The organism is Methylocystis parvus OBBP (assembly GCF_027571405.1).
Taxonomy (GTDB): domain Bacteria; phylum Pseudomonadota; class Alphaproteobacteria; order Rhizobiales; family Beijerinckiaceae; genus Methylocystis; species Methylocystis parva.
In genome coordinates, this window is record NZ_CP092968.1 from 2,836,258 (window position 1) to 2,861,595 (window position 25,338).

The following is a 25,338-nucleotide window of genomic DNA, read 5'->3' on the forward strand; positions in this document are numbered from 1 at the left end:
CCATCCAGTACGGACAGCATTTCGAACCTACCCCGCCGGCCTGTTCCGCACCAGCTCCTCCACCACACCGGGGTCCGCCAGAGTCGACGTATCGCCCAGAGCGCCAAACTCCCCTTCCGCGATCTTGCGCAAGATCCGCCGCATGATCTTGCCCGAGCGCGTTTTGGGCAGGCCCGGGGCGAACTGGATCACGTCGGGGGAGGCGATCGGGCCGATCTCCTCGCGCACCCATTTGACCAGCTCCTTGCGCAGATGCTCGGTCGGATGCGCGCCTTCCATCAGCGTCACATAGGCGTAGATGCCCTGGCCCTTGAGATCGTGCGGATAGCCGACCACTGCGGCTTCCGAGACTTTCTCATGCGCGACGAGGGCGCTTTCGATTTCCGCCGTGCCGAGGCGGTGGCCGGAGACGTTGATGACGTCGTCGACGCGGCCCGTGATCCAGTAATAGCCGTCCGCGTCGCGCCTTGCGCCGTCGCCGGTGAAATATTTGCCGGGATAGGCGGAGAAGTAGGTCTGCGCGAAGCGCTCATGGTCGCCATAGACCGTCCGCACCTGCCCCGGCCATGAATCGGCGATGACGAGATTGCCCTCGCATTCGCCTTCCAGCACCTCGCCCGCCGCGTCCACGATCTCGGGGAAGACGCCGAAAAAGGGCCGCGTCGCGGAGCCGGGCTTGAGGTCTGTCGCGCCCGGCAAAGGCGCGATGAGAATGCCGCCTGTTTCCGTCTGCCACCATGTGTCGACGATGGGGCAGCGGCCGTCGCCGACGACGCGGTGATACCATTCCCAGGCTTCGGGATTGATCGGCTCGCCGACGGAGCCGAGCAGCCGCAGCGATTTGCGGCTCGATGCCTTCACCGGCTCCTCGCCAGCGGCCATCAAGGCGCGGATCGCGGTCGGCGCCGTGTAGAAAATGTTCACGCCATGCTTGTCGATCACCTCCCAGAAGCGCGAGACGCTCGGATAATTCGGCACGCCCTCGAACATCAGCGTCGTCGCGCCATTGGCGAGCGGGCCATAGACGATATAGCTGTGGCCCGTCACCCAGCCGACATCCGCCGTGCACCAGTAAATATCGCTCTCGCGATAGTCGAAGACGAGTTCATGCGTCAGCGACGTATGGACGAGATAGCCGCCCGTCGTATGCAGCACGCCCTTGGGCTTGCCGGTCGAGCCGGACGTATAGAGGATGAAGAGCGGGTCCTCCGCGCCCATCTCCGCATAGGGGCAGTCTGCGGAGACATGCTTCGCCTCGTCCTCATAGCGGAAGTCGCGGCCCGGAACCCAGTCGATCTCGGCGCCCGTGCGCGTGACGACGATGACGCTCTTCGCCTCGACCTTCTCCAGCGCCGCGTCGACATTGCTTTTGAGCGGCACTTTGCGCCCGCCGCGCAGGCCCTCGTCGGCGGTGACGATCACGTCCGAAGCCGCATCCTCAATGCGCCCCGCCAGCGCCTCGGGCGAAAAGCCGCCGAACACGACAGAATGAATGGCGCCGATGCGCGCGCAGGCCAGCATGGCGTAAGCGGCTTCGGGAATCATCGGCAGATAGATGGTGACGCGGTCGCCCTTCTTTACGCCGTGCTTCTTCAGGACATTGGCGAAACGGCAGACATGCTCGTGCAGCTCGGCGTAAGTGATGCGCTTCGAGACGGAGGGGTCGTCGCCTTCCCAGATGATCGCGATCTGGTCAGCGCGGGCGGGCAGATGTCTGTCGACGCAGTTCATCGCGACATTGGTCGTCCCGTCCTCGAACCATCTGATTGAAATGTTGTGAAGGTCGAAGCTCGTATGCTTCACCTTGGCGAAGGGCGTGATCCAGTCGATCCGCTGCGCCTCGCGCGCCCAGAAGCCCTGCGGGTCGCTGCGCGATTCGTCATAGAGCGTGCGATAGGCGTCGTCGTCGATGCGGGCGTCTTTCCAGTCCTCGGGAACGAGGTAGAGCTTTTGCGACATTGTTCTTCCCTTGACCTTTTGTCCCGCGAAGGGGCCTTTCTTATTCATTCGCAACGCAGTGCGCGAGGAAATCCCGCCCCTTTACAGGGAATGGCGGTCTTACGAAGTGGGGCCGGACAAGGATAATCCCCATCTCGCGCCGGCGCAGAGAACCCCCCCCCCCCCCGGGCCGCCGCTAAGACGGCCCGTGCATCGCTTCGTCGCCGCCGCTCCTCGCAATGGCGGGGGCAGGGGTCGCGCCCTTCTCCTTCGCCGCAGCCTCCCGCGCCAGCTCCACATTGTGCTGCATGCGCTGCATCATCAGCTTCATCAGATAGAAGCCGAATTGCGGATTCTGCGCCGCGAGCTCCAATAATTCGTCATAGCGCACGCAGAGAAGCTCGACGTCGGTCGCCGCCATGACCGACGCGGTGCGCCGGTTCTCCTCCGTGAAGAGGCCCATCTCGCCGAAAAAGGCGCCGGGCTTCAGCGTCACATCGGGTTCGAGAAGCAAAATATCGCCCTTGACGATCACATAGGCTTCCTCCGAGAGATCGCCCTTGCGATGGAGCGTGACGCCGGCCGGCAGTTTGAGCGGCTTCATGTAAGGGCGCAGCCACTCATAGTCGAACTCGCCGCCGCTCGCCTGCTGCGTCGCGTCCCGCACATCCGTGATGAGGCGCCGCATCTGCCGCAGGCGGAACATGTTGATCGGCGCCATGAAGGCGTTGAGCGCGAAAAGCGGATAATAGCCCTTGAGAAAGAAATAGGCGGCGAAGAGCGCGTTGGCGGCGATCGCCGCGATGCGCAGCGGAATCATCGTGTTCGACACGAAGACGAAGACGTTCGCCGCCGCGGCGAGATAGCCGATTGCCTCGACGAGCAAGTTTTGGGGGATCATGGGGCCCTGAAAACTTTAGCCTGCGCCGGAGAGCATAGCAGAAAGAACCGCGCCGATGCGAGAGCCGGAACAGCGCGCCGCGCCTTGGGTTCCCGCCCATGCAATGGAGGCGGACATGAACGGAACGTAATGGCGGCGCGACCGGCGATGTGGCCGGTTGGCGACACCCGTCCTCAAAAGCTTTGCGAAAAGCGCGGCCGGGCGCGGCGGCAGTCCCAGGCTTAAGCAGGCGTTAACCACAATAAAGCTGGAATCCACTCTGGATAGCGCCGGGATTCGGGCGCCGCCTGGAGATGTGAAAATGAAGAACAGCGCGCGCGCGGGCATGGCCGCGGCCCTCATATTCTCGGGATCCGCCCTCGCCGCCGACCTTCCGTTGCGCCAGGGCGTTTACGCCCCGCCGCCTCCGCCGCCGGCGCTGTGGACCGGCTTCTTCGGCGGCGTGAATATTGGCGGCGGCTGGACGGCCAATACGCTCAATCACGCCAATCTGACGCCCTATACGGACCCGCTCGCGGGCGGGCTCTGGCTCCTGCCCGGCTCCTCCAATGGCGGGAGCAACGCCGGCGGCGTCGTGGGAGGCGGGCAAATCGGCTATGACTGGCAGTTTCGCAACAGCATCGTCGTCGGCGCCGAGGCGGATTTCCAGGGCTCCACCATGCAGTCGGGCGGCAACGCCGCCTGGGCGCTTTATCCGAGCCCGGTCACGCCGGGCGGCTTCCTCGCGCCGCTTGCGCCCTCCGGCAATATCGGGATCGCGCTCAACTGGTTCGGCACGGTGCGGGGCCGCGCCGGCTTCCTCGTCTCCCCGACCTTTCTCGTCTACGGGACGGCCGGCTTCGCCTATGGCCAGATACAGGGCCAATATTCGGGCTACAGCAATGTCCGCGTCGGCTGGACGGCGGGCGGCGGCGTCGAATGGCTCTTCAGGCCCGGCTGGTCGGTCAAGGGCGAATATCTCTTCATGGATCTCGATAGCGGCGGGACGACCGGCTATTTCGGATATAATTGGGGTTATCGCCGCCATCCGCAGATCAACATCTTCCGGCTCGGCGTGAACTACCGCTTCAATACGGGCGTCGGCGGCGAGCCGATCATGGCGGCCTATTGATCCAGACAGGGTGAGCATCCGGAGCGCCGATGCGGCTCCGGATCGCTTCTGCGCCCCAGCTTTCCGCGCCGGCGGGCGCGGCCCTTTGCCTGCGCCGGGTCAATTTGCTAAAGGGCGCGTCAATTCCCATTCAACGCGCCAGGCCGAGAGATAATGGACAAGTTCACGACGCTGACCGGGGTCGCCGCGCCGCTGCCGATCATGAATGTCGACACCGACATGATCATCCCCAAGCAATATCTGAAGACGATCGCGCGCACCGGCCTCGGCAAGGGCCTTTTCTCGGAGATGCGCTATCGCGAGGACGGCTCGGAGAATCCCGATTTCGTGCTGAACCAGCCCGCCTATCGCAAGGCGACGATCCTGATCGCCGGCGACAATTTCGGCTGCGGCTCGTCGCGCGAGCACGCGCCCTGGGCGCTCCTGGATTTCGGTGTGCGCTGCGTCGTCTCCACGAGCTTCGCGGACATCTTCTACAATAACTGCTTCAAGAACGGCATTCTGCCGATCAAGGTGACGCAGGCGGAGCTCGACAAGCTGTTCGACGACGCGAATCGCGGCGCCAACGCCACGCTGACGATCGATCTGGAAGCCCAGGAAATCCGCGGCCCGGACGGGGGCGTGATCAGGTTCGACATCGATCCCTTCCGCAAGCATTGCCTCCTCAACGGCCTCGACGATATTGGCCTCACCCTGCAGAAAGCGGAGAGGATCGACGCTTTCGAGGCCGCCGCCGCGCAGTCGCGCCCCTGGGCGTGAGCTCCAGCTATTTGCTTTTACCCGGTTTTCGCTGCCCACATGATTTTCCGCCGGCGCAAACGGCGCCAAGCCCTTGGCGCGGCGGCGCGTCTACTGGCGGCAATTCAGGTCTTGGGTTAGGAAGCGCGGATGGGCGCCTGCCGGGAAGAGCGGGCGACGCCGCTTAGGAGCGGATTTTCTCTTCTCGTTGCGACGGACGCCACTTGAGCCCCCTAGCCGCCCTTTCGACGCGAGTCCGCGACGCCGTGCAGTCCCTTTCGGGGGCGCTCGGCTCGGCGCGGGCGCGCCTGGAGAAAGCGCGGTCGCACAAGAAGGACGATCTCGCCGAAGCCGACTGGCGCGGCGATGAGGCTGCTGAAAATTTAGGCGCCGTTCCCGAGGACGCGCCCGTCTGGGCGCAGGCCAGGGCCGCCGAGGAGGCGGGGAATGGAGGGTTTTCAGCCGGCTCCTATCTGGAGCGGGCGGGTTTCGACAGCGAGGGCATGCTCTCGGTCCACAATCTCGCCAAGTCCTACAAGGCGCGCCGGGTCGTCGAGGATGTCAGCCTTCATGTGAGGCGCGGCGAAGCGGTGGGTCTGCTCGGGCCGAACGGCGCCGGCAAGACCACCGTTTTCTACATGATCACGGGTCTCGTGAAGCCGGATAAGGGCATGATCTCCCTCGACGGCTACGACGTCACTCCCCTGCCGATGTATCGGCGCGCGCGGCTCGGCATCGGCTATCTGCCGCAGGAAGCTTCCGTGTTCCGCGGACTCTCCGTCGAAGACAATATTCGCGCGGTGCTGGAGATCACGCAGCCGGACCCTAAAAAGCGCGAGGACGAACTCGAGGGGCTTCTCGACGAGATGCGCCTCACGCGCCTGCGCAAGAGCCAGGCTGTCGCGCTCTCGGGCGGCGAGCGTCGTCGCTGCGAAATCGCGCGCGCCCTTGCCGGCCACCCTTCTTTCATGCTGCTCGACGAGCCTTTCGCGGGCATCGATCCGATCGCGGTCGGCGGCATTCAGGATCTCGTTCGGCATTTGAAGGCGCGCGGCATCGGCGTCCTCATCACCGACCACAGCGTACGCGAAACGCTGGGACTCACTGATCGCGCTTACATAATCTACAACGGTCATGTCTTGACCGAAGGTCCGCCGGAAGAAATTGTGGCGAATCCCGATGTTAGACGAATCTATCTCGGCGAGGATTTCCGGATGTAATTTAAATGCTCCGCTTTCAAATTCTCCAAAGAATGGTTTACTGCGTAGGGTTGTAAAAAATAGTTCGAGGGCACCATGGGTAGTTTCGACCCAGATTTTGCCGGCGCTGTCGCGGATTTAGACGCCAAGCTCCAGGAAAGAACCGTTGAGCTTGAGATATTGAGGTCGAAATACGATCAGCTCTGCCGTCGCTTTAGAGATAATCTTACCACACTCTCCACTCTGTTCGCCGCACAGGCAAGACGAACCGTCCAGCCGGATCTTTGCCGCAAATGCATCAACTGCCTGATGGGCGTTTATGAGCTTGACGAGATCGGAGACGAACACGTCTCTATGAACGGCTATCTGCCAAATCTTTCAAAGGCGCTTTTGAGCGGCTTCGACAGCCGGGTAAGGCTTGCGACCTCCGTCGACCCCGATCTCGTCGTCGAGTTCCGACGGGCCAATTGCATCGGCCTCATCTACGCCGAGGCCGCCGCCAATGCGCTCAAGCACGCTTTTCCGGGTCTCGCCTCGGGATCCGTCTACGCCACCCTGCGCGGCGACGGGAGGCGGCTGGAGCTGACTGTCGTCGATTGCGGGCTGGGCTTCGATCTCGAAGCGGCGAACCAGTCCGGCGGCGGATTGGATTTCATGCGCAGCCTCGCGCGCCAGATCGACGGCGAGCTGACGATCCGGACGTCGCCGGCGGGGACGACCGTCTTTCTTTCCTGCCCCGCCTGACCGCAAGCTTTTGGTTACTGATTAACCCTTGGGCGTTTCGCTGCGGCGGGCGCCGGTAATTTGATCCTGCCGAGCTTTTCGCACCGTGCTATAAGCAAGAAACAGGCCGTGTCAGCGCGGCCCGGTTGACAAGCGTGCGAGTTGGCGCAGATGGCGATTTCGACAAAGCTGATGATGCGCCAGGGCCAGGCCCTGGTGATGACTCCGCAGCTCCTTCAGGCGATCAAGCTGCTGCAATTCTCCAATCTGGAGCTTTCCGCCTTTCTGCACGACGAATTGGAGCGCAATCCCCTCCTCGAGGCCCAGGAGGGCGACTATGCGCCCGAGGGGCCCGCCGGAGAGGGCGCCGCAGGGAACGGGGAGGATTTCGGCCCGGGCGCCGCGTCCGAAAGTTTCGACGGCGAACCCCATGAGGGAGACTGGGCGCGCGACTCGCTTGCGGTCGATTCCGCCACGCTCTCCGCCGATCTCGGCGCGGATATGAGCAACGCCTTCGAGCCGGAGGGGCCGGCGGTGACGGCCGCGGCGCCGCGCGAGGCGCTCGAGGGCGCGGGCCTCTCCGCAACGTCGTGGAGCGGGGCGGCCGGCGGGGGCGGCGACGACGGCGAGGCGCCCAATCTCGAGGCCTATGTCGCAGCGCGTCCGAGCCTGCACGAGCATCTCGGCGAGCAGCTCGCGCTCGCCTGTTCCGATCCCCGCGGCCGCCTCATCGGCCAGGCGATCATCGACGGCATCGACGAGACCGGCTATCTGCGCGAGAGCCTCGAGGACATCGCCGAGCGCCTCGGCGCGGATTTCGTGGAGACGGAGGCCGTTCTCGCCGCGATCCAGCGTTTCGACCCTTCCGGCGTCGGTGCCCGCGATCTCGCGGAATGTCTCGCGATTCAGCTGAGGGAGCGCGACCGCTACGATCCGGCGATGCAGGCTTTCGTCGCCAATCTGCCGCTCGTCGCCAAGCGGGATTTCGTGCAGCTCGCCAAGCTCTGCGGCGTCGATATGGACGATGTCGCCGATATGGCGGCGGAGCTGCGCCGCCTCGACCCCAAGCCCGGCCGCGCCTTTGGCGACGCGCCCATCCAGCCGCTCGTCGCCGACGTCATCGTGCGCGCCGCGGCGGACGGCTCCTGGCATGTGGAGCTCAATTCCGACGCGCTTCCCAAGGTGCTCGTCAATCACAGCTATGCGGCCAGGGTCTCGGCGGGCGCCCGCGACGCGGACAAGACCTTCATCTCCACCTGCCTGCAAAACGCCAACTGGCTGACCAAGAGCCTCGAACAGCGCAGCCGCACGATTCTCAAGGTCGCGTCGGAAATCGTGCGTCTGCAGGACGCCTTTCTGGCGAAGGGCGTGGAGCATTTGCGCCCGCTCAATCTGCGCACCATCGCCGACGCGATCGGCATGCACGAATCGACCGTCTCCCGCGTCACCTCCAACAAATATATGGCGACCCCGCGCGGCATCTTCGAACTCAAATATTTCTTCTCCGCCTCCATCGCGACGACGAGCGGCGGCGAGGCGCATTCGGCCGAATCGGTGCGGTTCCGCATCAAGCAGATGATCGACAGGGAGACGGCGGACGACGTGCTCTCGGATGACGCGATCGTCGCCAGGCTCAAGGCGATCGACATCGACATTGCGCGGCGCACGGTCGCCAAATATCGCGACAGCCTGAGGATACCGTCATCGGTCGACCGCCGGCGGGCCAAGATGGCGCTCGCCCGCGAACAGGCGCACTGATCCGCGGGGCGTCCCGAGCCGCGCGCCGGGAGCGGGAACGCGGCTCTTTAGCGCATTCGCTCAATCCTTCGGCGCCCATTGACTTCCCCGCCATTGGCTTCTAACGCTTCGCCGAATTTTGCGCCGCCCGCGCCAGGGAGCGCGGCGGCGACGTCTCGAGGATCGGAGCGGTTGGCTCCGGAACGAGGGGAAATCCGTAATCGGCGGGCGTCAGCGCAGGGACCTTTCCGTCCCGGTCGCGGCGCGCCGCCGCTTGCCGGAAAGGGCGGAGCGAAATGACCCTGAGAGTTTCAGGCAAGAACATGAATATCGGCGACGCGCTGCGCGCGCATGTCACGCAGCGTCTGGAGCAGGCCGCGTCCAAATATTTCGACGGCGGCGTGAGCGGCCATGTCACGATCGCCCCTGAGGGCTCGGGCTATCGCGCCGATTGCAGCCTGCATCTGACCTCGGGCATCATCCTGCAGACCGACGGCCGCGGCCAGGAGCCCTACGCCACTTTCGATCAGGCGGCCGACAGGCTCGAAAAGCGTCTGCGCCGTTACAAGGAGCGGCTGAAGAGCCATCATGACGGGCATGCGCACGAGGCGCCGGAAGTCGTGCCCTATCAGGTGCTCGAAGCGCCCGACCAGGAGAGCGAGGCTCCGGCCGAGTTCAGCCCCGCGGTCGTCGCGGAGACGACCACACGCCTGCGCCGTCTGTCGGTTTCGGCGGCCGTGCTCGACCTCGACCTCTCCGGCGCGCCGGTCCTGGTCTTCCGCCATGTGAATACCGGGCGGGTCAATATTGTCTATCGGCGCAGCGACGACAATATCGGTTGGATCGACGCGCCCGGGGGCGAATGACGCCCATCAAAAGGCGTTTTCCCGGGAGAAGAGAGAGAATTGCGCCGCGACAGATTCGCGGCTTCCTCGGCACGTATCTTGCGATTTCCTTCACGGGCGACGCCGCCTGATCGAAGGCGGGGTTCTCCAACGCTTAACGGATAGGTCGTCGCATGCGGCTCACGGATCTTATTTCGCCGGACGCAGTCTTCGCCACCTTGAAGGCGTCGACCAAGAAGCAACTGCTCCAGGAATTGAGCGATCGGGCCGCGAAGCTCTCGGGCCTGCCGGCGCGCGAGATTTTCGACGCCCTGCTGCACCGCGAGCGTCTCGGCTCGACGGGCATCGGCGAGGGCATCGCCATTCCGCACGGCAAGCTCGGGAAAGTGAAGTCGATTTTCGGGATTTTCGCGCGGCTCGAGCGGCCGGTGGATTTCGAGGCGCTGGACGGCGCGCCAGTCGATCTCGTTTTCCTGCTGATCGCGCCCGAATCGTCCGGCGCCGACCATTTGAAGGCGCTCGCCTGCGCGGCGCGGATGCTTCGCGACCCTGGCCTGGTCGCCACCATCCGCGCCACGCGAGACCATGACGCGCTATACTCATTAATCGCGCAGCGTTCCAAGCCCTACGCCGCGTAACGCTTTTTTGGGCGACGGCTCCTTAAGCCGACGCCCGCTTCTGTCCGCCGCCATGCGAGGCGTGACCGCCCTTGCGGCCGGCTTCCGACGCGAGCGAATGATCGCGCGAGAAGCTGCGTTTCGCCGGATTCACGCTCTGCCCGCCCTTGCGCCCGGCGCGCGCGGCAAGCTCGGGATTTTGGGAGAAGCTGCGCTTTTCGTCGGGAACGCTCTGCCCGCCCTTGCGGGCGATTGCGCGTTGCTTCTCCGGATCCATCGACGCAAAGCCTCGATTGGACTTCTTCACTACTTCCTGCATGGTCGCCTCTCTTGCCCCCAGCGTCCACGCGTATAACTTGCCTAATTGGCCAAGGTTTCTGCAATCGTGGAATATACGTAGCCAAGCTTCCGGAGAGGGAAAAACGCACTAGGAATTATACTTACTTTAAAAAACCCCCGGGCTGCGAGGCCGGCTCAAACCTCGCGCTTCTGCGACCGGCGGTTGAAGAAGAGCGCCTGACTGATCACCGCCTTCAGGCTTTCGACGCTGAAAGGCTTGGTGACGAGGAAGGCCGGCTCAGGCGGCGCGCCCGTCAGGAAGCGCTCCGGATAGGCGGTCACGAAGATCACCGGCGTCGATAGCGCGTCGAGTATCTCATTGACGGCGTCGAGCCCCGAACTGCCGTCCGCGAGCTGAATGTCGGCCAGTATCAGGCCTGGCTCGGCGGTCCCGACCGCCGCGACCGCCTCGCGATGGGTGCGCGCCATGCCGACGACGGAATGCCCCAGTTCCTCCACAATGCTGCGCAGATCATGAGCGATGAGGGGTTCGTCCTCGATGATGAGGACGTTCGTCGCGATCTGGTCGGCGATTTCCGCATTGGCCGCGTCGATCAGGGCCGTGGCGTCACGCTCGGAAATATCGAGCGTGTCGCCGACCTGCTCGAGATCGAACCCCTCCAGCGCGTGCAGCAGAAAGGCGACGCGCGGCCGCAGCGAAATGGCGTCGAGACGGCGTCGCGCGCCGTCATCCTCGCCCGCGGCTTCCGGCGCCGGGAGCAATGCCGGGGCGGTCGCCCAGACTTTGAGGAACTGTTTGTAGAGGGAGATGCGAAGGTCTTCATTTCCCTGGAGTTTTCGAGGATCCGCGACAATGGCCTCGAGCGTCGCCAAAACATGGGCGTCGCCGCCCTCCCGGGACCCGACCAGCGCTCTCGCGAAGCGCCGCAAATAAGGCAGGTGACCCGAAATCTCTCGTGAAACCGACATGTTACGCCACTCCGGAGGCGCCCGCGAAACGGAAAGGGAGCGCAAACATGACTGCTGCGTCAAAACAACACGCACAATTTAAGGAACCAATCCCAGAGCGCGGCGTTTTGCTTTCCGTGCAGCGCACTATATCGCGCGACGAAATAGGTCCGCCACAGAAAATCATGACTTTGCAGATCGAGGGCTCCATGGTGAAAAACAATCCGGAGAATGCCGTTTCACGCGCGCAATCCGACGAGGACCGCGCGGAGCAACGTCATTATTCCGGCGCCCTCCCTCTCGGCGTGGCGGCGATTGCGGCCGGCCTCGGCTCCGGCGCCTCCCGTCGGCGCGATGCGCGCGATGCGGACGGCCTCGTCGCCGGCGGCTTGGGCGTTTGCGGTTCTGAGAGGACAAACAGAAAGATGCGGAATGTCGATTTTGGCGACGCCATCGGCAAGGAGCTTCAGAATCTCTATGACGACCTCGTGGCCCAGCCTGTGCCCGACCGGTTTCTGAATCTCTTGAACCAGCTGGAAAAGAATATGGTATCTTCGGGCGTGACGAGCAGCGCGCCTGGGGAGAGAGAGTGAGCGCCGAGGAGTCCAGCTCCAACGACGGACAGACCTTAAAGAACGACCTTATCGCGGCGATCCCCAGCCTGCGCGCCTTCGCCGTCTCTCTATGCGGCAATCCGGACCGCGCCGACGACCTCGTCCAGGAGACGCTGGTCAAGGCCTGGGGAAGTCTGGCGTCCTTCGCCGAGGGGACCAACCTCACGGCGTGGCTCTTCACCATCCTGCGCAACATCTATTACAGCGAATTCCGCAAGCGGCGGCGCGAGGCGCCGGATCCCGACGGAGCCGCGGCCGCCAAGCTCGTCGCGCCGGAATCGCAAAATGCGCATATGGACTTTCTGGATTTCAGAGAGGCGCTTCAGAAGCTGCCGCTCGATCAGCGCGAGGCGCTGATCCTCGTCGCGGCGTCGGGCATGTCCTATGAGGAGGCCGCCGAAATTTGCGGCTGCGCGCCCGGCACCATGAAGAGCCGCGTCAATCGCGCCCGCAACCGGCTCGCCGAACTCATGTCCCTGCCGCCCGGACCGGTCCGGGACGGCGAGACCCGCGCCGCCCTCTCCACCGTCAGCCGCGATTGAACGCCGGCCGGAAATGCCGCATAGAGCGCGCTCCCGAACCTTTCGGATCCGGGCGCGTCAAGGCGGGCAGGCTCGACGCGCCGCGATCGAGTGGGCGCCCCAAACGCCCTGCACTCCGCGCGGCGTCGACCGCGCGCCTTTCGAGCGAGACCGATGACAGAAGACACCCGCATTGAACGCGACTCCTTTGGCGACATCGCCGTTCCGTCCTGGGCCTATTGGGGCGCGCAGACGCAGCGTTCGCGCGAGAATTTCCCCATCGGCGGCGACCGCATGCCGATCGAGATCGTCCATGCGCTGGCGCGCGTGAAGCTCGCCGCGGCGCGGGCGAACGAGAAGAAGGGCCTCCTCAAGAAGGAGATCGCCGACGCCATTTCCGTCGCCGCGCAGGAAGTGATCGACGGCAAGCTCGATCAGCATTTCCCGCTGGTCGTCTGGCAGACGGGCTCCGGCACGCAGACCAATATGAACGTCAATGAAGTGATCGCGAACCGCGCGAACGAACTGCTCGGCGCGCCGCGCGGCTCCAAATCGCCGGTTCACCCCAATGATCACGTCAATCTCGGCCAGTCTTCCAACGACAGCTTCCCCACCGCCATCCATATCGCCGGCGCCCTCGCCATTTCCGGCCGGCTCCTGCCTGCCGTCGAGCGGCTGCAGGCGGCTTTCGAGCGCAAGGCCTCGGAGTTCGCGCATATCGTCAAGATCGGCCGCACCCATCTGCAGGACGCGACGCCGGTGACGCTCGGCCAGGAATTTTCGGGCTACGCCGCGCAGGCCAAATATGGCGCGGCGCGCATCCGCGCGGCGCTCCCCGATCTCCTCGCCCTCGCCCAGGGCGGCACGGCGGTCGGCACGGGCGTCAACACCTTCAAGGGGTTCGGCGAAGAAGTCGCGGCGCATGTCGCGCAGCAGACCGGCCTTCCCTTCGTTTCGGCGCCCAATAAATTCGAGGCGCTCGCCGCGCATGACGCCGTGGTCTTCGCGCATGGCTCGATGAACGCCCTGGCCGCGGGCCTCTACAAGATCGCCTGCGACATCCGCCTCCTCGGCTCCGGCCCGCGCGCCGGCTTCGCGGAACTGAAGCTGCCGGAGAACGAGCCGGGCTCGTCGATCATGCCCGGCAAGGTGAACCCGACCCAGGTCGAGTCGATCACGATGGTCTGCACGCGCGTCTTCGGCAACAACGCCACGATCACCTTCGCCGCCTCGCAGGGCCATCTCGAGCTCAATGTGCTGAAGCCGGTCGTCGGTTTCGCGCTGCTCGAATCGACCATTCTGCTCGCCGACGGAATCAGCAGCTTCATCACGCGCTGCATCGACGGCATCGAGGCGGATGAGGCGAATATCAAGCGCTTCCTTGATCGCTCGCTGATGCTCGTCACCGCGCTCGCGCCGAAGATCGGCTATGACTCCGCCTCCAAGATCGCGCGCGCGGCCCATAAGAACGGCACGAGCCTGAAGGAGGAGGCGCTCGCCTCCGGCAAGGTGACGGAAGCCGAATTCGACGAAATCGTGCGTCCGGAGAAGATGCTGTCGCCGAACGAGTGATCGAAACGCCGAAAGGCGGGAGGATGAGCGCTGGGGGACCCTCCTCCCGCCCCGGTCGGAGGCCTGCCCCATCAGCCCCGCCTCCGACGCCCGCCTCGTTCAGCGGACAGGGCCAAAGCTAAGCGCCTCCGTCTGAGCGCGATGTGCGATGGCGCACGAGCCCTATTGCCGCCATAAATCTGATAAGGAGTTCGTGCAAGCGTCGCCCCGGCCGCGCGCCGGCATTCTCATAACCAGACTTGTTGGAAGCATCTTTCCATGCGGATTCTTCGTGGTTGCCTCGCTATGCTTCTCGTGCTGGGCGCGGCGGCCTGCGCGGGACGGCCGCATGGGGTTCTCATACCCACGCATTACGAGCCGCCCGGCGCCAGCATCGTGAAATTGATGGTCGCCACGACCCGCGCGCCGGACGAAACGCAGCCCGGCGAGATGTTTTCGGGCGAACGCGGCGGCGCGCTCTCATTCGCCGACATCACCGTATCGATTCCGCCCGACGCCTATCGCAAGGTGGGCGAAGTGCAATGGCCCGAGAGCGAGACGCCCGATCCCGCGCGCGAATTCACGACGGTGGACGCGCATATTCTCTCCCGCGAGGCCGCGCTCGCGGAATTCAACCGGCGCGTCGCCAAGACGCCGAAGCGGCAGACGCTGGTCTTCGTCCACGGCTTCAATACGCGTTTCGCCGAAGCCGTCTACCGCTTCGCGCAGATCTCCCATGATTCCACGGCGGACGTCGTGCCGGTGCTGTTCACCTGGCCGTCGCGCGGCAAGCTGCTCGCTTATGGCTACGACCATGAGAGCGCCAGCTATTCGCGGGACGCGCTGGAGAGTCTCCTCGCGGCCCTCGCCCGCAATCCCAATGTCGGCGAGATTTCCATTCTCGCGCATTCCATGGGCAATTGGGTGACCCTCGAGGCGCTGCGTCAGATGGCGATTCGCGATCGCGGCCTGCCGGGCAAGATCAAGAACGTCATGCTCGCCGCGCCGGACGTCGATTTCGACGTGTTCAAGCGGCAGATCGTGGCGATGGGCGTGCGGCCGTCGCTTTTCACCATTTTCGTTTCGCGCGACGATGAGGCGCTCGCCGTCTCCAAGCGCGTCTGGGGCGACAAGCCGCGGCTCGGCGCCGTCAATCCGCAGGCCGAGCCCTATCGCGACGTGCTGGATCGAGACCGCATCCAGGTGGTGGATCTCACCGACGTCTCGTCGGGCGGCGGCGATTCGCTCGGCCACACCAAATTCGCCGAGGCGCCCGCCGTGGTGCGCTCCATCGGCGCGCGGCTCGCGACGGGCCAGACGCTCTCCGACGGCGGGGCCGGCGTGGGCGAGAAGCTGGGCATGGCCGCCGCCGGCGCCGCTTCGACCGTCGGCGCGGCGGCGGGCGTGGCCGTGGCGACGCCTTTCGCCATCGTCGATCCGCGCACGCGCGAGAATCTCAGCGACCATTTCGACGATGTGGGCAATCACGCCGGCCATACGTTCGAGCATGGCGCCAGCGTTCTGCGGCCCTGAGCGAACAAACCCAATTTGCGAGCCGGCGCCCGATCCTGCTGGTGACCTCTAAAACGGCGCCTGTTTCGCCGCCGCCACATAGGCGTCCGCGTCTTCCTTCAGCAGCAGCCGCTCCTTGACGAGCCTGTCGGCGACGACGCGCATCGTGGCGACGAAATAAGCGCGCGAGCCATAGCGCTCGACGAGCGATGAGCGGGGGTCGCCGGCCTTCTCGCGATCGGCCTTGGCGGCGGGAAAGGGAAAGGCGGCCGCGGCGGCGCAAGGCGGCCCCTTTGGATCCCTGCGCGCGGCAAATCCGATGAAGGTCGCGATCGGAAGGGCGCGGTCCGGCAGACGCAGGCCCGAGGCCTCATTGCCGTCCGCGTCGATTTTGGGAACGAGCCGCTCGTCCGAAAGCGGCGCGGGCAGGCTCGGGATTTTCGGCCAGACGAGGCGCGCCGCCTTTGCGAGATCGGCGGCGCCCGGCGCCCGCGATGCGGGCGGCTTTACGCCCCTGGTCCAATCGTCAAGGACCACGAGCAGGGCCCGAAGCGCCGGCGCTTGCGCGCGCGAATCCATGGGCATGGCGCAGTTGGCGCCGGCGCCGGACGTCGTCCCGGCGAGGAAAAAGCTGCGTCGATTTTCGGGCTCGGGACCCGTCGGCGCGGGCCGGGGCGCCGCGCGCCAATAGGCGTCGCTCCCCCAGACCTCGACGCCGCGCGGCGTCTTTGCGGCGCCGATGCTCGCATCCTGCAGCAGAAGCCCGTCGAAAAGCGCGCCCGCTCCGGCGAGCGCGGCGCCCGCCTCGCCGCTTCCATACGCCAGAACGCGCCTGGCGCCGGTCTTTTCCCGCAGGCGCGGCAGCAGATCGCGTAACGCCTCAGCGCGGCTCGGCGCCGGGAGGGTGGCGAGATCGAGCGCGGCGACGGTCATGCCGCGCGCCAAAGCCGTGGCCGCGAGATCGGATTGCTGCGCAATATCGATGAGGAGCGCCGCGCCCGGAGCGGGCGTTTTGCTGCGCAGCAATCTGATGGGAAGCGTCGCCTCCTTGCCGTCGATTTTCAGCGCGGCGCGAAGGTCTCCGCCCGTCTCCTCCAATTTCAGGAGTTCGGCGCGGGCGGGCAGACAGAAGAAAAGACCAAACAAAAATAGAGATCTATGCATTCGCCTGCATTCCGTCGCCGGCCCGCGCCCATTCGGCGGCGATTGCAAGATCGCTCAGGAAAAGGGCCCACTCTCTCCGCTTATCCTCTTCCTCCTGGAGGCGCAGCAGAAAAGAGGGGTGGATAGTCGCGAGGAATTTGGCCTCCCGGTCGAGATCGATGAGCCGGCCGCGAAGTCGCGACACCGGCTCGGCGCGGGCGAGCACGCCGCGTATGGCGCTGGCGCCCAGGGCGACGATGAGGCCGGGCGCGACGATCGCGCGCTCCTGCGCGAGCCACCAGCGGCAGGCGTCGATTTCGCCAGCGTCGGGCTTCTTGTGGAGGCGGCGCTTGCCGCGAGGCTCGAATTTGAAATGCTTGACCGCATTGGTGACGAAGCATTCCTCGCGCGGCATGCCGACCTTGGAGAGAGCCTTGTCCAGCACCCGCCCGGCGGGCCCGACAAAGGGCCGGCCGGAGAGATCCTCGGCGTCGCCGGGCTGCTCGCCGACCAGCATCACGCGCGCGCCGCGGGGTCCCTCGCCCGGCACGGCCTGCGTGGCGTTCTGATAAAGCGGGCAGCGCGTGCAGATTTCCTCCTCGCCGGCCAGCGCCGCGAGGGTCATGAATTCGGACATGAAGCCTAACGCGGGAGGCGGAGACGAGTTCGCGCCCTCGAGCGGGATCACGCCTCGCCCGGGCGGTCCCGATCCAGCGCCTTGGCCGCGAGTTCGTCGAGATAGGCCGCGAAGCTCTTTTCGGCCGTCTCGCCCAGTTCGCGCAGATAGCGCCACGTATAGATGCCCGTGCGGTGCATATCGTCGAAATCGAGGCGGATGGCGTAATTGCCGACCGGCGCGACGGCGATGATCGCGACGTGTCGCTTCCCGCCGATCGTCTTCCGCTCCGCGGGCGAATGGCCCTGCACCTCGGCGCTGGGGCTTCTCACGCGGAGCAGCTCGGCGCTCATCGTGAAGCTCGTCCCGTCATCGAAGGCGACGCGCAGATTGCGGCCATTGTCGAGCAGGCGGATTTCCGTGGGCCACGGGTCGGAGGAAGGGTTCGCGGTCAAGGGCGGCTCCGGGAAGCGTCGGTCCAGCGATCTTAGCCCGGCGTGCGGCGTCGCCGAAAGCGGCCCCAATATCGATATTTGCGATAGCAGCATGAAAATCGCCGGGCTTCACGGCGTTTGAAGACGGCAATATATGTGGCCCTCGGGGCAGGCTCCGCTCGCCCATATGGAAATCCCGGCTATGAACGCCTTCACGCATAAGCCAGAAGCCGCGACGCCCGCGCCGCTCGTCGATCCTTACGGACGCGCGGTCTCCTATGTGCGCGTATCGGTGACGGACCGCTGCGATTTCCGCTGCGTCTATTGCATGGCCGAGCATATGACCTTCCTGCCCAGGAAGGACCTGCTGACGCTGGAGGAGCTCGGCCGGCTCTGTTCGGCCTTCGTCGCGCGCGGCGCGAAGAAGCTGCGCATCACCGGCGGCGAGCCGCTGATGCGCCATGACGTGATGAAGCTTTTTCGCGCGCTCTCGCGCCATCTGGTCTCGGGCAGGCTCGAAGAGCTGACCCTCACCACCAACGGCTCGCAGCTTGCGCGCTTCGCCGAAGAGCTCGTTGATTGCGGCGTGAGGCGGATCAACGTCTCGCTGGATACGCTCGACGAAAGGCGCTTCAAGGCGCTGACCCGCACGGGCGACCACGCCCGCGTTCTGACGGGGATCGACGCGGCGCTGAAGGCCGGCTTGAGCGTGAAGCTCAACGCCGTGGCGCTGAAGGGCGTCAATGAGGAGGAATTCGTTCCCCTCGTCCGCTTCGCCCATGAGCGCGGCATGGACATGACCTTCATCGAGGTGATGCCGCTGGGCGAGGTCGACGGGCCGGCGCGGGTCGATCAATATCTGCCCATGACGTCCGTGCGCGAGACGCTCGGCGCGGCTTTCACGCTGACCGAGATCGACTACCGCACTGGCGGTCCGGCCCGCTACATGCGCGCCGAGGAAACCGGCGGGCGCGTCGGCTTCATCACGCCGATGACCCATAATTTCTGCGAGAGCTGCAATCGCGTGCGCGTCACCTGCACCGGGACCCTTTATATGTGCCTCGGCCAGGAGGACGCCGCCGATCTGCGCGGGCCCCTGCGCGAGAGCGCCGACGACGCGCTTCTCCACGCCGCGATCGAGGCGGCGATTTTGCGCAAGCCCAAGGGGCATGATTTCATCATCGACCGCGCGACGCAGGCGCCGTCGGTTTCGCGGCATATGAGCATGACGGGCGGCTGATGTCGGACTCGAAAAACGCCGCCTCGCATATCGCCTTCCTCGGTCTCGGCGTCATGGGCTATCCCATGGCCGGCCATCTCGCTCGCGCCGGTCATGGAGTGACGGTCTATAACCGCACGACGGCCAAGGCGGAGAAATTCGCCGCGCAGCATGGCGCGGCTTTCGCGCCGACGCCAAGGCAGGCGGCCGAGGGCGCGGACTTCGTCTTCTCCTGCGTCGGCAATGACGACGACCTTCGCTCCGTGACGCTTGGACCGGACGGCGCCTTCGCCGGCATGAAATCGGGCGCGATCTTCGTCGACCACACCACCGCTTCGGCCGGGATCGCGCGCGAGCTTTACGCCGAGGCGAAGAAGCGCGGCCTCGGGGCGATCGACGCGCCGATCTCGGGCGGACAGGCGGGGGCCGAGAACGGCAAGCTGACCGCGATGTGCGGCGGGGAGCCCGAGATTTACGCGAAAGCCGAGCCTGTGATGGCCGCCTATTCCCGCGCCTGCCGGCTGATGGGGCCGCCGGGCGCGGGCCAGCTCACCAAGATGGTCAATCAGATCGCCATCGCCGGCCTGATCCAGAGCCTCTCCGAGGCGCTGCATTTCGCCAAAAGCGCCGGGCTCGACGCCGAGGCCGTGATCGACCTCATCAGGAACGGCGCGGCGCAGAGCTGGCAGATGGAGAACCGCACCGGAACCATGCTGGCGGGCGCATTCGACCACGGATTCGCGGTCGAATGGATGCGCAAGGATCTGGCGATCTGTCTGGCGGAGGCCCGCCGCAACGGGGCGAAGCTGCCCGTGGCCGCGCTGGTCGATCAGTTCTACGCCGAGGTCGAAACCATGGGCGGCAAGCGCTGGGACACGTCGAGCCTCTTTGCGCGGCTCGAAAGAAAATAACGCTCACAGCCGCTTTTGCTGCGGCGCTTCGCGGCGACGTTTTCAAGAACAGATTTTTGATTCTGTTAGATTTTCTGACGTTGTCGTCAGCGCGCATGCGGCGAAATTGTGGCGCGGCCGGCGAGAGAAAAATTTTTTTGTGGCGCCGATGCAACCATTTCTCGGGCTCGGCGTTTCTCTCCCAACAAGAAGAGGAACACCCAAGGCGGCGAGCGTCTGTGTACGCGTCGAGGGAAAAGTCCTGTCGCAACCCTATTGGGAGGGGCCCTTATGGCCGTTATGCGCGAAAGCCCGTTCGCAAGCCGCACGTCGCGGATTGTTCTTGGAGCCACGATCGCCTTTGGTCTCGTCGCCGCTGTTGCCGCGGCCCCCACTGCGCCGGCTTCGAAGGTACAGTCCGCCGCCGCCGTTCAGGCGGCGGTCAGCGTCAACGATGACGGCATGCGTCCGCTCGCGCATGGGCCGGCGATCAGGGTGGGACGCGCTTACGGCGCCGAGGACGAAGACTGCACGCTCGTTTTGAAACCAAGCACAGACGAGCATGGCCGCGTCCGTTACATGCGCAGCGTGACCTGCACGAATTAAATCGCGCAGGCGTCCCCCGACCGCAAGGTCAAAGGCCACACTGGGAAGGCGAAGGCGGCTCGTCAAGAGCGCCTCCGCCTTCTGTTTTTTGTCATTCTGGAGCGTCGTGTCGTCAGTCCAAACCCGGCGATAGCCGAGCGCGCTTAAGGCGGCGTCGTAGAGGCGCGCGAAACGGTCAAGTTACGCGGCCGCCAAGCGCGAAAGATGACGGGGCATTTGGGCCAAGGCCTTCCCGTTAATGCGACCGCCGCAGACCCTTTGGACCCTTTGCTCTGATGTTTTCCGCCGTCATTGCTTCGCTACGCTCACAATGACGGCGGAGAAACCCGCTTAAAAATTTCATATTCCGCCGCGCCGAAAAGCGAGCCGTTGACGCCCCCCGCGCCGCTACCTACTGTGCCGCGCTTCCCCCTACAGCCTGATGGTTGCGTCCAAGCAAATGTCCGCTCCGCTCAATCTTTCGCCCGAACTTCTCGACGCTGCGCGCGTCTCGCCCGCCTGGCCCTTCGAGGAGGCGAAGAAGCTCGTCAAACGGATCGAAGCGAGCGGCCAGACTTCCGTGCTGTTCGAAACCGGCTACGGCCCTTCCGGCCTGCCGCATATCGGCACGTTCGGCGAGGTGGCCCGCACCAGCATGGTGCGACGCGCTTTCGAGATCCTGACCGAGGGCGGGATCGCGACGCGCCTCATCGCCTTCTCGGACGATATGGACGGGCTGCGCAAAGTCCCCGACAACATCCCCAATAAGGAGCTGGTCGCCGCCAATCTCGGCAAGCCGCTGACGCAGGTGCCGGACCCGTTCGGCACGCATGACAGTTTCGGCGCCCATAACAACGCCCGCCTGCGCGCCTTTCTCGACGCTTTCGGCTTCGATTACGAATTCGCCTCCGCGACCGATTATTACAAAAGCGGCCGCTTCGACGCCGCGTTGAAGCACATGCTCGCCCGCTACGACGCAGTGATGAAGATCATGCTGCCGAGCTTCCGCGAGGAGCGTGCGGCGACCTATTCGCCCTTTCTGCCGATCCACCCGAAGACCGGGATCGTCATGCAGGTCCCGCTTGCGGGCATGGACGCGGAAGCCGGCGCGATCGACTGGGAAGACCCCGAAACGGGCGAGAAATTCACGACGCTCGTCACCGGCGGCCATTGCAAGCTGCAATGGAAGCCCGACTGGGCGATGCGCTGGTATGCGCTGGGCGTCGACTATGAAATGGCCGGCAAGGATCTGATCGACTCGGTCAAGCTTTCCGGCCAGATCGTGCGCGCGCTGGGCGGCAAGCCGCCGGAGGGCTTCAATTACGAGCTCTTCCTCGACGAGAAGGGCCAGAAGATTTCGAAGTCGAAGGGCAACGGCCTGACGATCGAGGAATGGCTGACCTATGCCAGCCCCGAATCGCTCGCGCAGTTCATGTTTCAAAAACCGACCGCCGCGAAGCGTCTGCATTTCGACGTCATCCCGCGCAATGTCGACGACTATCTGAACTTTCTCGACGCCTATCAGCGGCAGGACTGGAAGAACCGGCTCGGCAATCCCGTCTGGCACATCCATGCCGGAAATCCGCCCGCGCCCGAGACGCTCGAACATGGCGGCGCGGCCGAGGGGACAAAGGGCGCGAGCGTCTCCTTCTCCATGCTGCTCAATCTCGCCGCCGTCGCCAACGCCGAGGACCCGGCGGTGCTCTGGGGTTTCCTCAAGCGCTACGCGCCCTCGGCGAGCCCGGAAAACCATCCGCGTCTCGACAAGCTCGTCGGTTACGCCGTCGCTTACTTCAAGGACTTCGTGAAGCCGGCGAAGCAATATCGCGCCGCCGACGAGGTCGAGCGCGACGCGCTCGCGAAGATCGACGCGATTCTCGGCGCGCTCGGCGAAAATGCGACGGCGGAAGAAATTCAGACCGCGCTTTATGACGTCGCCCGCGCCGAGCCGCGCTATCAGGACTTCGCCGCCAAGGGCGCGACGCCGGAGCGGCCGGGGGTCTCCAACGACTTCTTCAACATGCTCTATGAGGTGCTGCTCGGCGAGAAGAAAGGTCCGCGCTTCGGCTCCTTCGTCGCGCTTTACGGCGTCGCGAACTCCCGCAAGCTCATTGAGGACGCGCTTGAGGGCGCCTTCATAAAGTCCGCCGCCTGATGCGCGCCGCCGAGGCCGATATTCTCGTCATTCCGGGCTATCTCGACTCCGGTCCCGATCATTGGCAGAGCCGCTGGGAGAAAAAGCTCTCGACGGCGCGACGGGTCCAGCAGCGCGACTGGGCGAACCCCAAGCGTGACGAATGGGTCGGGACGATCGCGCGGGAAATCCGCGCCGCGCCGCGTCCGGCGATATTGGTCGCCCATTCGCTGGGCGTCGTCGCCGCGCTTCATGCTGCGCAGCAATCGCCGGAAAAAATCGCCGGCGCCTTTCTCGTCGCGCCGCCCTCGGAGCAGGTGATCCGGGAGCTGCCAACGGTCGATTCGGCCTTTCTGCCGGTTCCCCGCGCGCGCCTGCCTTTCCCGGCGATTCTCGTCGGCGGCGATAACGACCCCTATGCCGATCTCCTCTTCCCGCGCCGCCTCGCGGAAGACATCGGCGCGCGTTTCATCGACGCGGGCGCGGCCGGGCATATCAATGTCGAGAGCGGCCACGGCCCCTGGCCCGAGGGTTTGCTCGCTTTCGCGCATTTCGTCGCGAAGCTGTAGGCCGCTCGCCGCCTTTGTCGGCGGAAAAACAGAACGGCCGGCGCAAAGGCCGGCCGAAATCAATCGTCTTGGGCGCGACGCTTAGCGCGTTACGACGACCCTGGTGCCCACCTTTACGCGGTCATAGAGATCGGTCACGTCGTCATTCGTCATGCGGATGCAGCCCGAGGACACGGCCTGGCCGATCGTCTCCGGCTCATTGGAGCCGTGGATGCGGTAGAGCGTGCCCGAAAGATACATGGCGCGGGCGCCGAGCGGGTTGGCGAGGCCGCCCTCCATGTGGCGCGGCAGATCGGGACGGCGCTTCAGCATCTGCGAAGGCGGCGTCCAGTCCGGCCATTCGCGCTTGCTGGAAATGTAGCGCGTGCCCGCCCATTCGAAGCCCGGACGGCCGACGCCGACGCCATAGCGAATCGCCTGGCCGTTGCCGGTCACGTAATAGAGACGGCGCTCGCTGGTGTTGATGACCACGGTGCCCGGCGCATAGCCGTCGAAGGAGACGGTCTCGCGCGGAATGGCGACCGCTTGCGGGCGGCCCTGGCCGGCCGGCGCGGCGGGTGCGGTCGCGCCGCCGAAAAGCTCGGTCAGCGGGTCGGTTTCGGCCTGAGGCGCGGCGTTGCGCGCGAAGCCCTGCGACGAGAGCGCGCCGACGCCGGCGAAAATGCAGAGCGATGCAAGGACAAGCCGTCGCATGAGTATTCCTTATTCGATCGGTGGGGAGCGGCGAGCCGCCAACGCCGTCTCAAATTCGCGGGGAAGGCGACAGCGACGATTTGTCTCGCAGGCGGGAGGGGCGCGCAAGCAAGAAGCCGCACGCGCTTGAGGCTTCCGGGCTTTTCCTTCCCGACAGTTGCAAGCATGCAACAGTGGGGTCGCTAGAACTTCAGCGTCGTCGCCTGCTTGACCCCCGGAAGCGCGCGGATTTCGTCGAGCGTTCCCTCGAGGAGGGCGCCGTCGACGGCGACGAGCGCCACGGCGCAGCCGCCCGGCGCGTCGCGACCGAGCGCGAAGGTGGCGATATTGACCGACGCCGCCCCGAGCACGTTGGCGAATCGGCCGATGAAGCCGGGCCGGTCCTCATTCTGCGTATAGATCATCGAGGGCGCGAATTCCGCGTCCACCCCAATCTCGCCGATGCGCATGATTCGCGGCCTGCCGTCGTGGAAGACCGTGCCGGCGACGCGAATCTCCCCTTCGGCCGTCCGGGCGGCGAGGGCGAGGAGCGATTCATAGCCGCTCTGCGCTTCGCGCGTGATTTCCTCCACCGCGATTCCGCGCTCCTTGGCGATGGCCGGGGCGGAGACGGGACTCACATCCTCGAGAATGGGCTTCAGCAGTCCGGAGAGCGCCGCCGCAGTGATCGCCCTGGTCTTTTGCTGCGCAATATGTCCTTCGAAAACAATGGAGAGCGACTGGACTCCGGAGCGCGCGATCTGACCGATGAAGAGGCCGAGCTTTTCCCCGAGCGCGACGAAGGGCGCAAGGCGCGGCGCCTCCTCGGCGGTGATGGAAGGGAAATTGACGGCGTTCGCGACGGCGCCGCGCGTAAAATAGTCCGACATCTGCTCGGCGACCTGCAGCGCGACCTTCTCCTGCGCCTCGCTCGTCGAGGCGCCGAGATGCGGGGTGCAGACGACATTGGCGCGGCCGAAAAGCGGGTTCTCCGTCGCCGGCTCGACGGCGAAGACGTCGAGCGCCGCGCCGGCGACATGGCCGTCGTCCAGCGCTCTGGCGAGCGCCATTTCGTCGAGGAGCCCGCCGCGCGCGCAATTGACGACGCGCACGCCTTTGCGCGTCCTGGCGAGGGCCTCGGCCGACAGGATGTTTTTCGTTTGCGGCGTCATCGGCGTGTGCAGCGTGATGACGTCCGCGTGGGCGAGAAGCGCGTCAAGTTCGACCTTCTCCACGCCGAGCGCCTGCGCGCGCTCTTCGGTCAGGAAGGGGTCGTAGGCGATCACGCGCATTTTCAGCCCCAGCGCCCGGTCGGCGACGATGGCGCCAATATTGCCGCAGCCGACAATTCCGAGCGTCTTGCCGGCGATCTCGACGCCCATGAAGCGGTTCTTCTCCCATTTGCCGGCCTGGGTGGAGGCGTCGGCGGCGGGGATTTGGCGGGCGAGCGCGAACATCATGGCGATGGCGTGTTCGGCGGTCGTGACCGAATTGCCGAAGGGCGTGTTCATCACGATCACGCCCTTGGCCGTCGCGGCGGGAATGTCGACATTGTCGACGCCAATGCCGGCGCGCCCGATGACCTTCAGCCTTTCGGCCCGCGCGAGAATCTCGGCCGTCACCTTGGTCGCCGAGCGGATGGCGAGCCCGTCATAGGCGCCAATGGCGGCGGCGAGCCTCGCTTCGTCCTTGCCGAGCGCGGGCTCGAAATCGGCCTCGATCCCGCGGGCGCGGAAAATATCGATCGCGGCGGGGGAGAGGGAGTCGGAGATGAGGATGCGGGGCGGCATGGCGGGCTCCGAGGGGACTTGTCGGTCGGAA

26 protein-coding genes are annotated in these 25,338 nt (G+C 65.3%); 16 read left to right on the plus strand and 10 right to left on the minus strand.

From position 1 onward, the window contains the following. Positions 1-27: 27 nt before the first annotated feature. Together acs and MMG94_RS13785 are read right to left on the minus strand one after the other, a co-directional pair. Positions 28-1,959, minus strand: a complete 1,932-nt coding sequence (acs, locus tag MMG94_RS13780; RefSeq protein WP_026016054.1) for an acetate--CoA ligase — start codon at positions 1,957-1,959, stop codon at positions 28-30. 175 nt (positions 1,960-2,134) lie between these two features. Continuing rightward, positions 2,135-2,839, minus strand: a complete 705-nt coding sequence (locus tag MMG94_RS13785; protein ID WP_016918572.1) for a Crp/Fnr family transcriptional regulator — start codon at positions 2,837-2,839, stop codon at positions 2,135-2,137. A gap of 301 nt (positions 2,840-3,140) precedes the next feature. On the opposite strand from MMG94_RS13785, the gene MMG94_RS13790 reads away from it, so the two are divergent. The 3 genes from MMG94_RS13790 to lptB all read left to right on the plus strand — a co-directional run bounded on the left by MMG94_RS13790 (position 3,141) and on the right by lptB (position 5,908). Beyond that, complete coding sequence (locus MMG94_RS13790) at positions 3,141-3,950, plus strand: outer membrane protein (protein ID WP_016918571.1); 810 nt, start codon at positions 3,141-3,143, stop codon at positions 3,948-3,950. Between the two features lie 153 nt (positions 3,951-4,103). Continuing rightward, positions 4,104-4,709: a 3-isopropylmalate dehydratase small subunit gene (gene leuD / locus MMG94_RS13795; RefSeq protein ID WP_016918570.1), complete on the plus strand. Its 606-nt coding sequence runs from the start codon at positions 4,104-4,106 to the stop codon at positions 4,707-4,709. A 203-nt stretch (positions 4,710-4,912) separates the two neighbouring features. After that, positions 4,913-5,908 (plus strand): LPS export ABC transporter ATP-binding protein, encoded by a 996-nt coding sequence (gene lptB / locus MMG94_RS13800; RefSeq protein ID WP_026016053.1) that lies wholly within the window; start codon positions 4,913-4,915, stop codon positions 5,906-5,908. Positions 5,909-6,025: 117 nt separating this feature from the next. On the opposite strand, the gene MMG94_RS13805 is transcribed toward lptB, so the two are convergent. Then, positions 6,026-6,235 carry a hypothetical protein gene (locus MMG94_RS13805; RefSeq protein WP_157212425.1) on the minus strand — a complete coding sequence of 70 codons (210 nt, stop codon included), beginning with the start codon at positions 6,233-6,235 and terminating at the stop codon, positions 6,026-6,028. A gap of 6 nt (positions 6,236-6,241) precedes the next feature. On the opposite strand from MMG94_RS13805, the gene MMG94_RS13810 reads away from it, so the two are divergent. From MMG94_RS13810 to ptsN, 4 genes are all read left to right on the plus strand, one after another. After that, positions 6,242-6,631, plus strand: a complete 390-nt coding sequence (locus tag MMG94_RS13810) for an ATP-binding protein (RefSeq protein ID WP_157212424.1) — start codon at positions 6,242-6,244, stop codon at positions 6,629-6,631. 150 nt (positions 6,632-6,781) lie between these two features. Further along, positions 6,782-8,368: an RNA polymerase factor sigma-54 gene (gene rpoN, locus MMG94_RS13815; RefSeq protein WP_016918567.1), complete on the plus strand. Its 1,587-nt coding sequence runs from the start codon at positions 6,782-6,784 to the stop codon at positions 8,366-8,368. A gap of 275 nt (positions 8,369-8,643) precedes the next feature. Next, positions 8,644-9,213: a ribosome hibernation-promoting factor, HPF/YfiA family gene (gene hpf, locus MMG94_RS13820; protein WP_026016051.1), complete on the plus strand. Its 570-nt coding sequence runs from the start codon at positions 8,644-8,646 to the stop codon at positions 9,211-9,213. A gap of 152 nt (positions 9,214-9,365) precedes the next feature. Beyond that, complete coding sequence (gene ptsN / locus MMG94_RS13825; protein WP_016918563.1) at positions 9,366-9,830, plus strand: PTS IIA-like nitrogen regulatory protein PtsN; 465 nt, start codon at positions 9,366-9,368, stop codon at positions 9,828-9,830. Positions 9,831-9,852: 22 nt separating this feature from the next. Here ptsN and MMG94_RS13830 read toward each other — a convergent pair whose 3' ends face one another. Together MMG94_RS13830 and MMG94_RS13835 are read right to left on the minus strand one after the other, a co-directional pair. Next, positions 9,853-10,128: a con-10 family general stress protein gene (locus MMG94_RS13830; protein WP_016918562.1), complete on the minus strand. Its 276-nt coding sequence runs from the start codon at positions 10,126-10,128 to the stop codon at positions 9,853-9,855. A gap of 155 nt (positions 10,129-10,283) precedes the next feature. Next, a complete protein-coding gene (locus tag MMG94_RS13835) occupies positions 10,284-11,078 on the minus strand; it encodes a response regulator (protein WP_016918561.1) in 795 nt (264 codons plus the stop codon). Positions 11,079-11,242: 164 nt separating this feature from the next. Between MMG94_RS13835 and MMG94_RS13840 the strand changes: the two genes are divergently transcribed. The 4 genes from MMG94_RS13840 to MMG94_RS13855 all read left to right on the plus strand — a co-directional run bounded on the left by MMG94_RS13840 (position 11,243) and on the right by MMG94_RS13855 (position 15,276). Continuing rightward, positions 11,243-11,650, plus strand: a complete 408-nt coding sequence (locus MMG94_RS13840; RefSeq protein ID WP_016918560.1) for a NepR family anti-sigma factor — start codon at positions 11,243-11,245, stop codon at positions 11,648-11,650. Continuing rightward, the gene (locus MMG94_RS13845; RefSeq protein WP_016918559.1) at positions 11,647-12,213 is read left to right on the plus strand and encodes a sigma-70 family RNA polymerase sigma factor; all 567 of its coding nucleotides are present in this window, start codon (positions 11,647-11,649) and stop codon (positions 12,211-12,213) included. The genes MMG94_RS13840 and MMG94_RS13845 overlap by 4 nt, the downstream gene beginning before the upstream one ends. A gap of 153 nt (positions 12,214-12,366) precedes the next feature. Then, complete coding sequence (gene fumC / locus MMG94_RS13850) at positions 12,367-13,764, plus strand: class II fumarate hydratase (protein WP_016918558.1); 1,398 nt, start codon at positions 12,367-12,369, stop codon at positions 13,762-13,764. 258 nt (positions 13,765-14,022) lie between these two features. Beyond that, complete coding sequence (locus MMG94_RS13855) at positions 14,023-15,276, plus strand: alpha/beta hydrolase (RefSeq protein WP_040578897.1); 1,254 nt, start codon at positions 14,023-14,025, stop codon at positions 15,274-15,276. 48 nt (positions 15,277-15,324) lie between these two features. Here MMG94_RS13855 and MMG94_RS13860 read toward each other — a convergent pair whose 3' ends face one another. Genes MMG94_RS13860 through MMG94_RS13870 form a run of 3 tightly spaced genes read right to left on the minus strand, consistent with a single transcriptional unit; the run spans position 15,325 to position 17,538 of the window. Continuing rightward, positions 15,325-16,419 (minus strand): alpha/beta hydrolase domain-containing protein, encoded by a 1,095-nt coding sequence (locus MMG94_RS13860; protein ID WP_154419725.1) that lies wholly within the window; start codon positions 16,417-16,419, stop codon positions 15,325-15,327. After that, positions 16,412-17,035 (minus strand): UdgX family uracil-DNA binding protein, encoded by a 624-nt coding sequence (locus tag MMG94_RS13865; protein ID WP_016918555.1) that lies wholly within the window; start codon positions 17,033-17,035, stop codon positions 16,412-16,414. The genes MMG94_RS13860 and MMG94_RS13865 overlap by 8 nt, the downstream gene beginning before the upstream one ends. Positions 17,036-17,082: 47 nt before the next feature. Further along, positions 17,083-17,538 carry a gamma-butyrobetaine hydroxylase family protein gene (locus MMG94_RS13870; RefSeq protein ID WP_020372397.1) on the minus strand — a complete coding sequence of 152 codons (456 nt, stop codon included), beginning with the start codon at positions 17,536-17,538 and terminating at the stop codon, positions 17,083-17,085. 112 nt (positions 17,539-17,650) lie between these two features. Between MMG94_RS13870 and moaA the strand changes: the two genes are divergently transcribed. The 5 genes from moaA to MMG94_RS13895 all read left to right on the plus strand — a co-directional run bounded on the left by moaA (position 17,651) and on the right by MMG94_RS13895 (position 22,845). Then, positions 17,651-18,688 (plus strand): GTP 3',8-cyclase MoaA, encoded by a 1,038-nt coding sequence (gene moaA, locus MMG94_RS13875; RefSeq protein ID WP_026016049.1) that lies wholly within the window; start codon positions 17,651-17,653, stop codon positions 18,686-18,688. Continuing rightward, positions 18,688-19,578 (plus strand): NAD(P)-dependent oxidoreductase, encoded by an 891-nt coding sequence (locus MMG94_RS13880; RefSeq protein WP_016918552.1) that lies wholly within the window; start codon positions 18,688-18,690, stop codon positions 19,576-19,578. Before moaA ends, MMG94_RS13880 begins: the two co-directional genes overlap by 1 nt. Before the next feature lie 270 nt (positions 19,579-19,848). After that, positions 19,849-20,163 carry a hypothetical protein gene (locus tag MMG94_RS13885; RefSeq protein ID WP_016918551.1) on the plus strand — a complete coding sequence of 105 codons (315 nt, stop codon included), beginning with the start codon at positions 19,849-19,851 and terminating at the stop codon, positions 20,161-20,163. Between the two features lie 439 nt (positions 20,164-20,602). Next, a complete protein-coding gene (locus tag MMG94_RS13890; protein WP_040578912.1) occupies positions 20,603-22,297 on the plus strand; it encodes a lysine--tRNA ligase in 1,695 nt (564 codons plus the stop codon). Next, positions 22,297-22,845 (plus strand): RBBP9/YdeN family alpha/beta hydrolase, encoded by a 549-nt coding sequence (locus MMG94_RS13895; protein ID WP_016918549.1) that lies wholly within the window; start codon positions 22,297-22,299, stop codon positions 22,843-22,845. The genes MMG94_RS13890 and MMG94_RS13895 overlap by 1 nt, the downstream gene beginning before the upstream one ends. Positions 22,846-22,926: 81 nt before the next feature. Here the strand turns inward: MMG94_RS13895 and MMG94_RS13900 are convergent, their stop codons facing one another. Both MMG94_RS13900 and serA read right to left on the minus strand, forming a co-directional pair. Beyond that, positions 22,927-23,538: a L,D-transpeptidase gene (locus MMG94_RS13900; protein WP_016918548.1), complete on the minus strand. Its 612-nt coding sequence runs from the start codon at positions 23,536-23,538 to the stop codon at positions 22,927-22,929. Positions 23,539-23,720: 182 nt separating this feature from the next. Next, positions 23,721-25,307: a phosphoglycerate dehydrogenase gene (gene serA, locus MMG94_RS13905; protein ID WP_016918547.1), complete on the minus strand. Its 1,587-nt coding sequence runs from the start codon at positions 25,305-25,307 to the stop codon at positions 23,721-23,723. Positions 25,308-25,338 lie beyond the last annotated feature (31 nt).